This window comes from Legionella sp. PC1000, assembly GCF_014109805.1.
Taxonomy (GTDB): Bacteria; Pseudomonadota; Gammaproteobacteria; order Legionellales; family Legionellaceae; genus Legionella; species Legionella resiliens.
In genome coordinates this window covers 2,822,911-2,835,892 of the sequence record NZ_CP059400.1, presented here as the reverse complement: position 1 = coordinate 2,835,892, position 12,982 = coordinate 2,822,911, and the positions used below count along the sequence as shown (strand labels likewise).

Genomic DNA, 12,982 nt, shown 5'->3' with positions numbered 1-12,982 from the left:
GATCTGCTGTAGTTTTGCACTTCGTGTAAGACGTTTTCATTAGGGTCTGTTTACATTTCTTTGCCATAGTGTTTAAAAGGGCTTTTAATTTTTAGAGTAAAACTCTGCATAGTCAGGGATCTATCTCGCAAATAGTCCATGATATCGTTGTCTGGTTGCAGGCAACTGTATCTTCTACATAAGTCTGTATAGAACAACCTCATAAGGTAATGTGGTTTTTGGCACTTAACCTAGAACCTCGACGTACCGCCGGCTTGTCCCTGAACGATCGTCAGTTTTTTAAATTTATCATGTACCACTTAAGTTTCTCTACGTACCGCGCTTTATGCCTGAGAGATGGTCACTTTTTGTGACCATCTCTCAGGGCTTGTCCGCGGTATCCAGAGAGAATGGCACGACTCTCGCATCCAAGATTGTAGCAGATGAAGTAAGTGTTTTTTTAAGAGTAGATTTCATCATATCAATCTCTCTATAAGTTTTTAATGGGGTTGAGGATTAGATCCTCTCTAGATACCGCGGACAAGCCGCGGTACGTCGAGGCACTGAGAACCAATGCGAATACTGGCAAACAAGGTAGTATTATGCGTAATTGCATGTGCTTATCCTTAATGTAAGTGTATAACAGGGAAATGTTGGACACTGATACACACTTGTGTAGAAGATAAAAGCTGCAAACAGCCAAGGCTACGGTTCTCCAAAATGGGATCAATAGAATATTATGACTAAGCTTAGATGCACACGTAAATGGATCCCTGCGTAAAGCAGGGATGGCAGCCTTTTTTAGTATTCCTGTAGAGAGTAGAATACGTATTTTCCTGTTCCTTCAATCATTTTTTCCTATATAACTACTGATCTGCTAGGCCTAAAGCCTTTTCTATAGTGGGACGAATCGACAATAAACTATAGTGTCCTTTCTCCTCATCCTGGGCGACGGGAGCCAATTCTCCGTTCATCACAAAGGCCCATATTTTCCTGGATTCTGGGTACCTAGGCCCATGGTTTATCCAATTGTTTCCATCACCGCGACCGTGATCTGTAGTTACTATGACCAGGGTTTGTTTATCTAGTCCCTGCGTTTGTAAGTAGCTCAAAATTTCATCTAACATTTCATCGTAATAGGACAAGGCTTTATGATATCCTTTTAAATCATTTGCATGAGCCGTTCCATCGGAATTATCTAATGATATCCATAGGAAAAGAGGTTTATAGGTAACAAAGTAATGCCATGCTTGTGCAAAAGTGTATGAATCATAACGATCCTTGCCTTCAGGATGGTCCTTAAGTTGTTTTTGATTCAATTCTTTCATCACATCATCAGGTTTTAAATTATCAGGATCGTAGACAAATTCATTTCCGTTATTACTGAACGTTGTCCCCGCAACGTGCTCCACAGCATAGCCAATCTCAGGCCAAGAGGAAAAAATTGCTACTTTCTTTTTAGGTACATGCAATTGGCGAATAATTTTCTCAGGCAATGTTTCAACTTTGATCCTGCCGCACTCATTACCTGCACACGGTTGTACCGCCCCTGCCATTTGGCTTTGATAAGAAGGAAGGCTGATTGGCACTGAAGCAGTATACATCGGAGTATTGCTTGCCGGATTTCCGTATAAAATAAATTTGCCTGCATGTTTTTGCCAAAACTTTGGAAAATGTTGGTGAGTTTGATAAACATCTTGCCAACGGACACCATCCAAGGTGATATAAATTACCTGATTTATTTTCCCTGAGATAGGGGGTACTTGTACAACAGCAAATACCTTGGTGCAATACAAGAATTCTAAAATTGCGACAACCAAAAGTTGAATGAACATAAAAAACTCCAAAAAATTTCAAAGAGAGAATCGTTTTGCTCTTTTTTCCTTACGTCGCTCCACACTTTTTTATCATCAGATAAGGAGAAACTTCACGCTCTATAACGCCTGACTCGTCTTTTTACCAGTGAGAAGATCTTCATCGATTTTCTAGCAATTTGCACCTAAAATTAATAAAATAAGTACAAATTGTGCATTTATTTATCATGCAAGGGATTTACTTAATATGCATGAAGGACACAAGGATATGTCTACAAATGCGCACCCACAGCCGCCGCTTCCTCCACCGCAAAAAATGGTGGCGTGGTATGATCCTGTTCAGCTCTGCAAAACTGCAATCGATGTTTTTATTTCATTAGTATTTGGTAGGCATGCGGATTACCGTTTAATTGAAGCCCTCTCAACATCCGATAGTCAGAAGTTCTATGATTACACACATATCGAAGCACAAAAAGAGTTTTAGATAGATTATGTTCTTGCACTTTTTGTAGTCCTTCTGGATGATTTGCCAGGGCTTGTATTCGTCTACTGGAATAGGCGTCAATGCAAATTGTACTTATCTTTGCATGGCTTTCCTTTCTTGTATTGCAGTTTCATATTACATGAGCCATTTTTTACGAAAAGCAAGAAGGTTTTTAAGTATATTTTTATTTTCTTCTATAGCCATTCAACAAAATCAATAGTGGATTTTTTGCCAATATGGTCGTAATTTTTTTCAATCCAATGACTTGCTTCCTGCCTCCCCAAATCACGCAGGGTTACTAAAAACTCCCAATCAGGAGAGTATACGGTTGAAAGTGGGAATTCGCGCAAATCTTCGTCAGCACGAATGCAATGCATAAACAGTTTTTTATAGTTCTTTTCGAATTCCTTTTTCAACTGTCCTTTTGAAATCAAATTGGTGACAAAGCCAATAGCCCGCATTTCACGCATTAGAGAAGAATTAAAGGATACTTCTCTTAAACGTGAGTCAATTTCTGCTGCAGTTAAAGGGATCTCGTTACGAACAATGGGTACCGTATGAAAGATTAAGATATCCCTACAACTTGTTTGATAAATCAAAGGGAAAATAGCAGGATTTCCCAAATACCCTCCATCCCAATAAAACTCTCCATCAATTTCGATGGATTGGAATAATTTGGGTAAGCAGGCAGAGGCTAAAAGAGTGTTTATAGATAATTCATTGTTGTCAAAAATACGGATTTTACCGGTCTGAACATTCGTGGCACAAATAAAGAGTTTAATATCACTTTTCGTTTTGATTTGCTCAATATCAATTATTTTCTCCAATACATCTCGAATAGGATGGAAATTAAAAGGATTGAACTGATAGGGAGATAAAAGACTGATTATCGAGCTAAAGAGAGAAAAACTAAATGGTGTTTTTGAGAAGGGCTCCATGAAATAATCGATGGGTGTTTTCGCCGTAATACCAAATAATTTTCCATAATTACTCATTGCAAGCCAAAAATCATACAATGATTGTCTTGCTCCTTCCTCTTTCCCATGAAGATAACCATAGGCAAGAGCGGCAGCATTCATACTGCCGGCGCTGGTTGCGGAAATGCCCTCGATAGTAAATAACTTTGTTTCAAGAAGTTTATCTAATAAACCCCAGGTAAACGCTCCATGAGCACCTCCACCCTGCAGGGCTAGATTTATTTTTTTTCTTTTCGACATTTCAATCTCCCTATCGACATAGCAAAGTTTTACTGGTGCGTGGGCAATCTAACTCAAGTAATCCTCAACCACTGTACCGTAAGGTAAGGTTAAATCAGTAACAAAATGCATCACCGATACAATTTTTTTTACGGGAAACTCAGCGATTGGAGCCAATGCGTGGGGGTGCAGTTCCAAACTACCAGGTCCAGTCCAAGCTCCTTTTACGGTTACATCTGTTAGATAGGTTTTAGTGAGCTGGTTAATTTGAGGTTTGCCATCAACCCCTGGTATATTCTTTAGAAGGAAGGTAGGCTTTTTCATAGAATCTAATATCTTTTTAGAATCCAGTTCATGGTGTTTATATCCCATAGTCGCAGTGGCAATTCGCAAGCTACCATAATCAAGCAGACCGATTAATACATCTTCCTCAACAAATAATTTTGGTTTGGCTAGTTTCTTGGGAAATCCCCAAATTTCTCGACCACCCGCTATCGGTGCATGACAATCTAGAAACATCGAGATAGTGAAACCGCCTTCTTCTCCTTTATATCGAACCGGAATCACCTGTCCAGATTCTGTATAATCACCAAACCCTGTAGAATCTGGCATTCTAATGAATTCAAATTTTACATAAGGTCCAAGTAGTTCCAGCCCAGGAGGTAATATATCTTCAAGTAATTCAGGAGCGGTTTCGTAAGTGATGATGAAAAATTCTCGATTGATAAATCGATATGGTCCACAGGGGTAGGTTCTTATCCATCGTGGTGCTGGCATAGCAAATTCATTTACCATTTTTGATTTTTTCATTATTTCCTTCCTTATGAAAATACGAATAGATACAGTAAATATCAAATGTGCTTCGTACAAAATCCAATAGTACAACCACCAGACCCTTCAAAATAGACATACAAACTCTCAATTGAAGGACAATTCTAATAGTATATTATAGACTAAAAATGTCATATTAACGGGTTTTCCTGGAGTTCATTTAGAATCAAAATGAATGACTTAGGTGTCAGGACCTGAGGTATCGTCAGTTTTCATAATGCGAAATTCCATTATCTATTCACTTTTAATTTGTTTTTCCCCGTACATTGTAAATGGATCCCTGCCTCTGCAGGATGAGAGTCTTTCAGGTGTTACTGTAAATGTAGAATAGATATTTTCAGGAACAAGTTCTGAGAGTTCCTCACACAATCTAACTTGGTAACATTTCATGTGTTACTTGAGTTCATCCAGCATAAGGAACGAAAGCTTTGTCCCAAGGCTTTTCCAAATTGCTTTTCCCAGAATAACTGTAGTCTGGTTTTGTTAATTGTTACTTATAAGGCAATTTTCTTGAATCCATGCATGCAATTCTTTTACAAGATAAGGTGCAACTTGATCTTCAGGCATCTGATGGCTTAGCATCTCACAAATATCCATAAACGATGCTTTTTGTATTATTGCATTGAGCATGGTTAGTTCCGCATATTCTAGCTTGCAGTATCGTACTTCAAGTTGACGACGCCAGACCATTATGAATTGCGGGGTGTTAAGCTTCTTAGGGGCGGGAATGGATTTATTACTTCGTGATGCTTTAATAAGAGAAAGACTATTCCAGTGCATGGTAAGTATTTTACATGAAGGATGCAGATGGAATTTCATTTCTGGCCATTGGCTTAATGGCAAAGATTGCAAATCAGTTATTGAAAGTAGATTTGCATCATGAGCCACAATGGCTTGGTATTCAGCCCATTCAAATGCAGCAATTTCGGCTAAATAGGGTTTTTTCTGATAAGGTGACGTTTCTGTTAAAAATCGGCTGAGATTTTCCCCAAAATTATTGAGTGAATAGTTGTATGATGGATATGCTTGAGTATAATCTTTGCTCATTTTGGTGAACTTATCCTCACCAATTACCTCAACTAATGTACTATAGTCACTCATTAACGCCTCTTCTAACCGCGCGTAAAAGCCATCGGCATAGATAGCTACTCTGTCTGCAATAGATCCTTTAGGCGGAGAATCAAGATAAGGATTAATGAGTGGCTCAGAGGTTAGAATAGTGTCTTGTAATAAAGTATGTAATTCAGTAAGTTTCATATGCTAAATCCGTTTTTTCATTTGATAAACAACTTAGCTTCATTGCTTTTGCATATTCTAATTCTTGCCATAATTCTTCAAATGGTGGAATACGATCATCACGCTCAATCATTGTTGATACGTCACCAAATCGTTTAATCGCTTGGCCATACAGGCTCCAGACTTCTGTTATGACTTGATGATCATGTGTATCTATAATGTAATCACCACAATTTTGATGTCCCGCCAAATGAAATTGTTGTACGCGTTCAACGGGAATGTTTTGCAAATAGGTTTCAGGATTAAAGCCATGATTATAGGAGCTTACATAAATATTATTTAAATCTAATAAAATAAAACAATCTGCACGATGGGCTATTTCAGAGAGAAACTCCCATTCAGTCATTTCAGATTCTTTGTAGGTGATATAACTGGATACATTTTCGAGCACTATTTGTTGTTGGTAAAAATCCTGTACGTATTTAACTCGCTCAACAACATGAGTAATTGTTTTTTCTGTATAAGGAAGAGGTAATAAATCGTGCATGTTTCGTTGATGGACGCCAGTCCAGCATAAGTGATCAGAAATCCATTTTGGTTGAATCCTGTCTGCCAATTGTTTTACTCTCTTAAGATATTCAGGATTCAGGGGATCGGTGCTACCAATTGATAGTGATACGCCATGCATCACAACAGGATAATTTTCACGCACTTTGTCTAAGTAATAAAGAGGATTTCCCCCATCAACCAAGTAATTTTCGGTGAGAATTTCAAACCATTCTACTTCCGGGGTGTGTTCTAAAATATAACTGTAATGCTCTGCTCGTAAACCTAAACCCATTCCGAGAGACTCATATTTTTTGGGGTAGGTCTGTGTACTTTTTTCCATCTGTCTTTTCCTAGACGGGAGAAATCTATTGTTAGGGGTGAATTGATGTCTCAAGCAAGACATCAATTCAGGTTAAATATTAAGACTTGCAGCTATTTTTTCCTTTGCATTTATTTGAACCTTTGCAGTCGTTTTTACCTTTGCAATGATTCTTGCCTTTGCAGCAGTTTTTACCTTTGCAGCCGTTTTTGCCTTTGCAGCCGTTTTTACCCTTACAGCCATTTTTACCCTTACAGCCGTTTTTGCCACTGCAATTATTTTTCCCACTGCAATTGTTCTTTGCTAGATTGGTAGGTGAGTTTGTGTTAGCCCCATTACTGTCGAGGGCAGAAGAGGCATAAACGCCTGAAGTAAACAACGCAGCAGCTGTAGCGGCAATAATTAAGCTTCGTTTATTCATTTTCAATCTCCATATATTAAAAACAGCCAATTAAACAGCCAAGAAAACAGCTTCATAATAATAGTTGAATGACAAAGGAAGTACAAGTACGCATAGAAATTCGTATTTTCTTAATTTACTGCTCGAAAAGTGCAGTGTTCAACGACAGAGTTTTTTCCAACCACATCTGTTTTTTGTTAAAGAACTGTTAAAAGCCACATGGGTGAATCTATAAGAATACAGCATCTATGGTATATTTTCCCAAAATAATTCATGGAATACCTTTATGTTGAAAACGCTGATTGTTGCTTCAGGGGCTGTGGTTTTGTCATTGTGGGCAGAAATTTCTGTAGCCGAGAACATTGTTTGCAAAGACTACAACGGAAATTCAATGACGCTCAAACCAAAGACGATAACCATTTATAACAATTCTGAAAATACGACGATTTATCCCGTGTTGGCGACAAGCAAAAATGAGGTAAATGAGTGGATTCAGGGATGTTTTCGTACTACCGAACCTTACCCAACAAAATATGTTTACAAATTGTATGTCAACGAAGGTACAGGAATAGCTCCCGGCTCCTCGGTAACGATTACATTACCTTTATATAGTGAGTTAGCGAAGGATCGTTACATTACCTGGTGGAATGGTGGTCGGGTTGTGTTAGCCGATAAAAACGACAGGCTGCGCAACGAAAAAGATGAGTCATTGGCGACACCTGCCGGCGTAACGTGTCAGGGACAAAACGCTGAATGTAAATTAAGTACTTATTCCAGCGATGTCCAATTTCCAGAAAATATATATGCGCAGTTATCAGAGTATACTTTTGGCGACTCGATTATACAGCCCAAGCAATCAGTGCGGATATTAAAACCAGAGAATGTAGGTTATAACATTTCGTATGTGGATCATGTTTACATGCCGGTTGCTATAGGCCCTAAAAACAATCCCTATATTGGGTACAGTGGATCAGCGCAGTCTTTGACTGCATTTAGAGACCATCTTGATTCCTTTCTAAAAACGACTCTAGGACAAGGCTGGCCAGTATATAATTTGAATGAATTGAAATTACCGGGCGGTTACAATATTTTTGCGCAGCGTACTGGTACTTTGCCCCCTGAGGATAATGTACCGGTCAAGCCAAAAGATGGTTTTCCGCCTGTACTGACTGTGTTGTCCTGCATTCAGGGAAAATGTAGTGAAGAACAAAAAAAATCACTGCACTATGGTGAATCGGTTCAGCGTATGCAAAATCTATGGGGTTCTTGCGTTAACTGGGATGAAGATGTGAGTAAATACGTCACCCAAAAGATAGATTGCCCACAAGATTTAAAAGAAAAACTTGGCGCGTTACAGCAGTTTTTCAAGCAAAATCACCAGCAATATTTGCAAATGTATGCTGATAAAAAGTGTCACTTAACACCTGATGTGGAACCTGTACCATTTAATTACTGGGAAGCGCTTAAGCACATCTATGGTTGGGTACCTTTCAACGAGGGATGTGGTGCTGGAGTAAACCCATTGGCTGATACCAAGATTCCAGGATGGAATCATGCTCAGATACAATCCATGTACATCCATGATTTACAGTATAATTACAAAACCAATATTACTTCCGAATTATTGTTCAACCCTTATGTCCAACTGATTCATGATAAAGACTATCTTTCTATGGACGCTTACGGATTCTCTGTTGACGATGCGGTTGGGTTCATGAGCGAACTGGGGGATGGGTTGATTTTTACTGTGGGCGGGACCAAGGGTCTTGAAAATGAACAACAGTTTAACTATGCAGATGGCTTTTCTGTGGCGATTGGTGTGCCTCAATCTATGGTGGATCAGGTGAATAAGCCCTTGCTCAAAAAATATGGGGTATGTGTATTTAATCAAGACGCCGAGGATTTGAATTGTCAGCAGGTCAAACAAAACGTTATGATGCCTGATAACAGTCAAATCGCTGGCTTCAGGGTTGGTACGGTTGCTTCATATCCTATCAAGGTACGCTTTACTGATTTAAAGGATAATGTGTATACCTTTGTCGTCAATACTCAGTTTGCGCCATGTCCGGACGGCATGGAGTCTTCACAATGTCCGACGAATAAAGCGGAAATTGTCAATAAGCAATCTTGTAGTGTAACTAAGAGCGATGGCGAGAAACATCCCAAGTCAAACGAGTGGTGTCAAAACGCTAATCCAAACCAGCAAAAAGAAAAGCAATTGACTAAAAATTACCTAAGCTTTCCACAACCGGTTGATTTGATGAAGTAGTATTTATATAACCCGAGTCGGGCGGACCCATAGTTCAAGCTAAGGAGGAAGCATAAAAGCTTTCTCCATAATCATATTATAGGCTTGACAGAGCTTTCATCCTCTTCATCCATACCCCTTTCCCGCCCCTCAGTTTCTGATTTTAATTTATCCGTTTCTTTGTCCATTTCTTCAACTTCTTCTACTTCGATTGCCTTGTACGTTTTTTTACTCGGTGGAGGTGCTTTACTTTTTAAATCTTGATAAATGATGAAATAGATATCTTTATCTTTGCTACTCATAGGCAATATTTCAAGATTTGCTTGCATATTTTCTAAAATGGCAGCCATCTGCAAAGATCGAGCTTCTTTTTTTGAAACGCTGTCCATTCCAGGAATTGGTTTACCCGTTCTTACTTCAGTCATAAAGTTTAAATAGGCAGAACATGCAATATGTGCTTTATCTTTTACGGATTGAGGAGTAGATTTACTTTGCATATCAATAAAATAAGGATTGGTCGCTAAAACCACCTGTAAACCTTGCCTCTCTAAACGACCTGGGATAAAAATAGAAGGTATTCCCTGTAGGGTTGTTTCCTTTTCAAAAGTATAATGCGAAGGAGTTCCATGGGAATCATATGATGGCTGAAGGTCAGGAGGCAGCTGTTCATATCTATGTGTGTGAGGAAGCGCCGATGGATCAATCAAAACGACACTGGATCTTCCAGTTACCAGAGCGAGAAGACTATAAATTGTATATTCGTCCGAACACGATATCGCATATCCTCTAAATTTTTCTGCGCCATCCGGGTTATGATGACCTGCAAAATTCTTTGTGGTTTCCTTCTTATTGATTTTACCTTTATCATCATATTCAACAAGTTGACTGCTACCATATAAACCTAGTGGAATATGTGTCCCACCAACATCAAGAGATGGGCCTTCTTTAAACTGATCCATCGTCATTGTTCGAGCGAGAAACCTACTCGTACCTAGTGTGCTTATTTTAATCAGGGCGTTCTCTACTGTAAGAGGACCTCCTCCATAAGAAATGGGTATATAACTTCCTCCTTTCTCGAGTGCTTCGTCGGGTATTTTGCCCCACATTGAGGAGTTTAGAGAAAAAAAACGGTCAACTGAAAATTGTCTTTTACCTACTGAAGTTAAACCTTGTACAAAAAGGCCTAGAGTTTTTCTTCTTGACATGATTAAAAACCAAACAAAATGAACTTGTATTAATATAATAGTACTTTATTTGATAAATTCAATTATTCCGTCTGATAGCTCTTGGTAACATTAACTTATGAAGAGTACAGAAGAAATAAGAACCAAAAATCTAGGAACTATTGGTTTTATAAAATTATATAAATATCAATAAGATAGAATATATCAATGAGTGTAAATTTGATGATTTGATTAAATTTTGTTACAATGTCTTATCTTAATGATGGTAACATTTTATTAATTTAAGTGAGAATCTATTTATGATGACGAAGTTATTTATATCGAAAGGACCTACTTTTGTTCAATTTTTTTCTCGAGCATATAGTAACCCTGGATACCGGGTACGATTAATGGAAAAAAATGGTGATAGAATTGGAGTAATCACTTCAAAAGAAAATGATGTTGAAAAACTAGCAAAATTAAAAGAAGAGTTAGCTGCGAAAGATTATGAAGTGTACTCTGTAAAACCCGACGAAATTATGGTCGTACAAAATAAAGATAAATTTCTCAAGGACATTGATGACGCTGCAAAAGTGGTTCAAGAGAATACCCCGAAATTCACCCCTTAATGCATGTCGGGCTTTAGCCCGAAGAATCTTTTAATTGTGTTTTTCCGAATTAGCTCTTTTTGCATGTCGTTTTCATAATCAAAAGAATTTATATGGATACTAACGCATTTTTTCAATGCGTCGCCATGGCCTTAAACCGGTTATTCATGCATGGCAAAGAAAAGCAATAATCATTATGATATCAGCGATATTGTATTGTATGCGTATTAGTTAATTCATCGCCAGGAGGGGAATTTTGACTTATTCGTTTCGCTCGGGCTTCTTTGGGTAATTCACTCACTTGAGATACTACAATTAAATCAATAGCTTTTAGAGTCGCAGCAGTTTCTATACTGATTTGAGGCTTGTGATTATCGGTCAAATTATGTAACCAACCTAAGAAACCCAACTCTCTCAAACCGGGCTTATTCATTGCAATGATATTAGCTTGTGCCCTTATTCCTGGAAAAATGTCATCTTTTATTGTTTCGCCTTTTTGAAGTATTTTTAGCATCTCTTCTGCTGCATTTAAGCGGTTAGTGTAAGTCTGCTGTGGCTTCTCAGGGGGATGCGTTTCTGAAAAGTTAATGTATTTAATAATATGATTTTTAATGGCTAATAAGGTATTAATATCGTCAGGGCTAGCTCTTTTGATATTCAATGCGATTAAATGAGTCGTAATAGAATCTCTGTTTTTTTTTGCAAAAGCTGTGATTTTATTCTCTTCATAATGTTCTTTTAGGTTAACCGAATCGATTTCATGATCATACGATAATCCTTCTTTCACCAAACTTCCGACAGGATCATCCATTGTTAAGAACGTCGCATGTTCAGTTCGTATTCTCATCAAAATTTGTGATGGATTGTCTTTAGGATATGCTCTTTGAAGAGCGGATTGTCGGTTAAGCGAAGTCTGTACACCTGAAAACATAAGAGAAGCCGTATATTGATTATCTTCTTTAGTATGATCATATAAATACATTATAGCGGCCATATCTTCGGCACGAATATCAGTTTGTGCTAACTCATAAGCAACAAGTGGTAAAATATCATCTGCACCAATAGGTCTTCGCGCGGGGTTTAATGTCACATCGTTATATTTACTGATTACCCAGCGGGCAAATTTGGAGGTAATTGCATAATTACCCGTTCTTAGCGCATCAACAAATATTTGTGCGCTTTCTGCATTTGTACCCAAATCTTGTATGAAAAGTATTTTTCGTATCATCCAATCTCTTTGATGTAGGTCTGCGCTAACGATTTGTTCTTCTACCACATCTCCTTTAGCGGTGATGAACGTTTTAGCGAAGGGAAGAAAAAAAGAGCGTATTTTTCCATCTAAACCAAAAGCTTCAGGATCTCTTATTATTTGAGTGAGTATATTTCGAGCCGTTTTTATATCAGGGTTATTTGTTTTTGTTGTGGCTGAAATGCGATCCAGGAATACTTTTGTAGCTGCTTCGTTACTTACCTCTTCGAGCTGGGCCTTGGAAAGTTGAGTTATTTGACCTTTTTGAATTTTATCCAGTTCAAAAAGCGCAGAAAATACTAAATCGAAGCGAGCTTCTTTGGATAATTCGTTCGTAAATGCTCTTGCTAGCTCTTCCAGTATTTCTTGTTTACGTTTAATCATCATGAATCCCTGTGATGAACATTCCTATGTTTAAATGCGACACATATTGTAAATAAGATGTTGTTTTTTAACAAGTAACGTTCCGTATAAGTACTATTCCAATTATTTCCTGCGTTGCGCTGCTTGTTCTCGGGGGCGTAGGAAGAAAAGATCCTGAAGTTGCTTCGTAAAAATACTTTTAACCAACATAAAGTTTGCTTTTAAAGACAGTATCTATACTTTGCTATGCCAGGGCTGGAGTTTTTAGCTAACAAATAAAATTTTTCTCATTTCCAGGCTAAAATAATGAAGAAAAATAGTTCGAGTCAAGACTGTTTTTTTACTTTTTATTTGTATAAGATAGCTACGTCTTAGTTCTTTTTAAGTATCCACGTTTTGTGGATATTAATTTCAACCAAATCGTTAATCAAAAGCCAGTACCTAATATAAGCCCTTGTTGAGCCTGTTTTATTTCATTTTTAAGTCCTGATAGTTTCATTGGAGTTATGCACATTTTCTGTGGATAAGTCTGTTTATAGTCTG

General features: G+C 37.9%; 11 protein-coding genes. 3 read left to right on the top strand and 8 right to left on the bottom strand.

What is annotated here, in order from left to right:
• Window positions 1-845: 845 nt before the first annotated feature.
• Window positions 846-1,814, bottom strand: coding sequence for an alkaline phosphatase family protein (locus tag FOLKNPGA_RS12405; protein WP_182350199.1), 969 nt, complete (start codon window positions 1,812-1,814; stop codon window positions 846-848).
• 247 nt (window positions 1,815-2,061) lie between these two features.
• Between FOLKNPGA_RS12405 and FOLKNPGA_RS12400 the strand changes: the two genes are divergently transcribed.
• Entirely contained in the window at window positions 2,062-2,277 is a 216-nt protein-coding gene (locus tag FOLKNPGA_RS12400) for a hypothetical protein (protein WP_182350198.1), read from the top strand.
• A gap of 194 nt (window positions 2,278-2,471) precedes the next feature.
• Here FOLKNPGA_RS12400 and FOLKNPGA_RS12395 read toward each other — a convergent pair whose 3' ends face one another.
• From FOLKNPGA_RS12395 to FOLKNPGA_RS12375, 5 genes are all read right to left on the bottom strand, one after another.
• Window positions 2,472-3,494 carry a patatin-like phospholipase family protein gene (locus FOLKNPGA_RS12395; RefSeq protein ID WP_182350197.1) on the bottom strand — a complete coding sequence of 341 codons (1,023 nt, stop codon included), beginning with the start codon at window positions 3,492-3,494 and terminating at the stop codon, window positions 2,472-2,474.
• 48 nt (window positions 3,495-3,542) lie between these two features.
• A complete protein-coding gene (locus FOLKNPGA_RS12390) occupies window positions 3,543-4,283 on the bottom strand; it encodes an acetoacetate decarboxylase (protein ID WP_182350196.1) in 741 nt (246 codons plus the stop codon).
• 504 nt (window positions 4,284-4,787) lie between these two features.
• A complete protein-coding gene (locus FOLKNPGA_RS12385) occupies window positions 4,788-5,561 on the bottom strand; it encodes a DNA-binding domain-containing protein (RefSeq protein WP_182350195.1) in 774 nt (257 codons plus the stop codon).
• Window positions 5,548-6,429 carry a DUF692 domain-containing protein gene (locus FOLKNPGA_RS12380; RefSeq protein ID WP_182350194.1) on the bottom strand — a complete coding sequence of 294 codons (882 nt, stop codon included), beginning with the start codon at window positions 6,427-6,429 and terminating at the stop codon, window positions 5,548-5,550. The genes FOLKNPGA_RS12385 and FOLKNPGA_RS12380 overlap by 14 nt, the downstream gene beginning before the upstream one ends.
• Window positions 6,430-6,501: 72 nt before the next feature.
• Entirely contained in the window at window positions 6,502-6,696 is a 195-nt protein-coding gene (locus FOLKNPGA_RS12375; RefSeq protein ID WP_182350193.1) for a hypothetical protein, read from the bottom strand.
• Window positions 6,697-7,094: 398 nt separating this feature from the next.
• Between FOLKNPGA_RS12375 and FOLKNPGA_RS12370 the strand changes: the two genes are divergently transcribed.
• Complete coding sequence (locus FOLKNPGA_RS12370; RefSeq protein ID WP_182350192.1) at window positions 7,095-9,077, top strand: hypothetical protein; 1,983 nt, start codon at window positions 7,095-7,097, stop codon at window positions 9,075-9,077.
• Between the two features lie 71 nt (window positions 9,078-9,148).
• Here FOLKNPGA_RS12370 and FOLKNPGA_RS12365 read toward each other — a convergent pair whose 3' ends face one another.
• A complete protein-coding gene (locus FOLKNPGA_RS12365) occupies window positions 9,149-10,261 on the bottom strand; it encodes a hypothetical protein (protein WP_182350191.1) in 1,113 nt (370 codons plus the stop codon).
• A 368-nt stretch (window positions 10,262-10,629) separates the two neighbouring features.
• On the opposite strand from FOLKNPGA_RS12365, the gene FOLKNPGA_RS12360 reads away from it, so the two are divergent.
• Window positions 10,630-10,848 (top strand): hypothetical protein, encoded by a 219-nt coding sequence (locus FOLKNPGA_RS12360; protein WP_182350190.1) that lies wholly within the window; start codon window positions 10,630-10,632, stop codon window positions 10,846-10,848.
• 181 nt (window positions 10,849-11,029) lie between these two features.
• Here the strand turns inward: FOLKNPGA_RS12360 and FOLKNPGA_RS12355 are convergent, their stop codons facing one another.
• Window positions 11,030-12,463, bottom strand: a complete 1,434-nt coding sequence (locus tag FOLKNPGA_RS12355; protein ID WP_182350189.1) for a hypothetical protein — start codon at window positions 12,461-12,463, stop codon at window positions 11,030-11,032.
• Between the last annotated feature and the right edge of the window lie 519 nt (window positions 12,464-12,982).

Bases quoted from the DNA above. Each gene is read 5' to 3' on its own strand.
- FOLKNPGA_RS12390 (WP_182350196.1), bottom strand. From the start codon at position 4,283: ATGAAAAAATCAAAAATGGTAAATGAATTTGCTATGCCAGCACCACGA.
- FOLKNPGA_RS12370 (WP_182350192.1), top strand. From the start codon at position 7,095: ATGTTGAAAACGCTGATTGTTGCTTCAGGGGCTGTGGTTTTGTCATTG.
- FOLKNPGA_RS12355 (WP_182350189.1), bottom strand. From the start codon at position 12,463: ATGATGATTAAACGTAAACAAGAAATACTGGAAGAGCTAGCAAGAGCA.
- FOLKNPGA_RS12380 (WP_182350194.1), bottom strand. From the start codon at position 6,429: ATGGAAAAAAGTACACAGACCTACCCCAAAAAATATGAGTCTCTCGGA.
- FOLKNPGA_RS12365 (WP_182350191.1), bottom strand. From the start codon at position 10,261: ATGTCAAGAAGAAAAACTCTAGGCCTTTTTGTACAAGGTTTAACTTCA.
- FOLKNPGA_RS12400 (WP_182350198.1), top strand. From the start codon at position 2,062: ATGTCTACAAATGCGCACCCACAGCCGCCGCTTCCTCCACCGCAAAAA.
- FOLKNPGA_RS12385 (WP_182350195.1), bottom strand. From the start codon at position 5,561: ATGAAACTTACTGAATTACATACTTTATTACAAGACACTATTCTAACC.
- FOLKNPGA_RS12405 (WP_182350199.1), bottom strand. From the start codon at position 1,814: ATGTTCATTCAACTTTTGGTTGTCGCAATTTTAGAATTCTTGTATTGC.
- FOLKNPGA_RS12395 (WP_182350197.1), bottom strand. From the start codon at position 3,494: ATGTCGAAAAGAAAAAAAATAAATCTAGCCCTGCAGGGTGGAGGTGCT.
- FOLKNPGA_RS12360 (WP_182350190.1), top strand. From the start codon at position 10,630: ATGGAAAAAAATGGTGATAGAATTGGAGTAATCACTTCAAAAGAAAAT.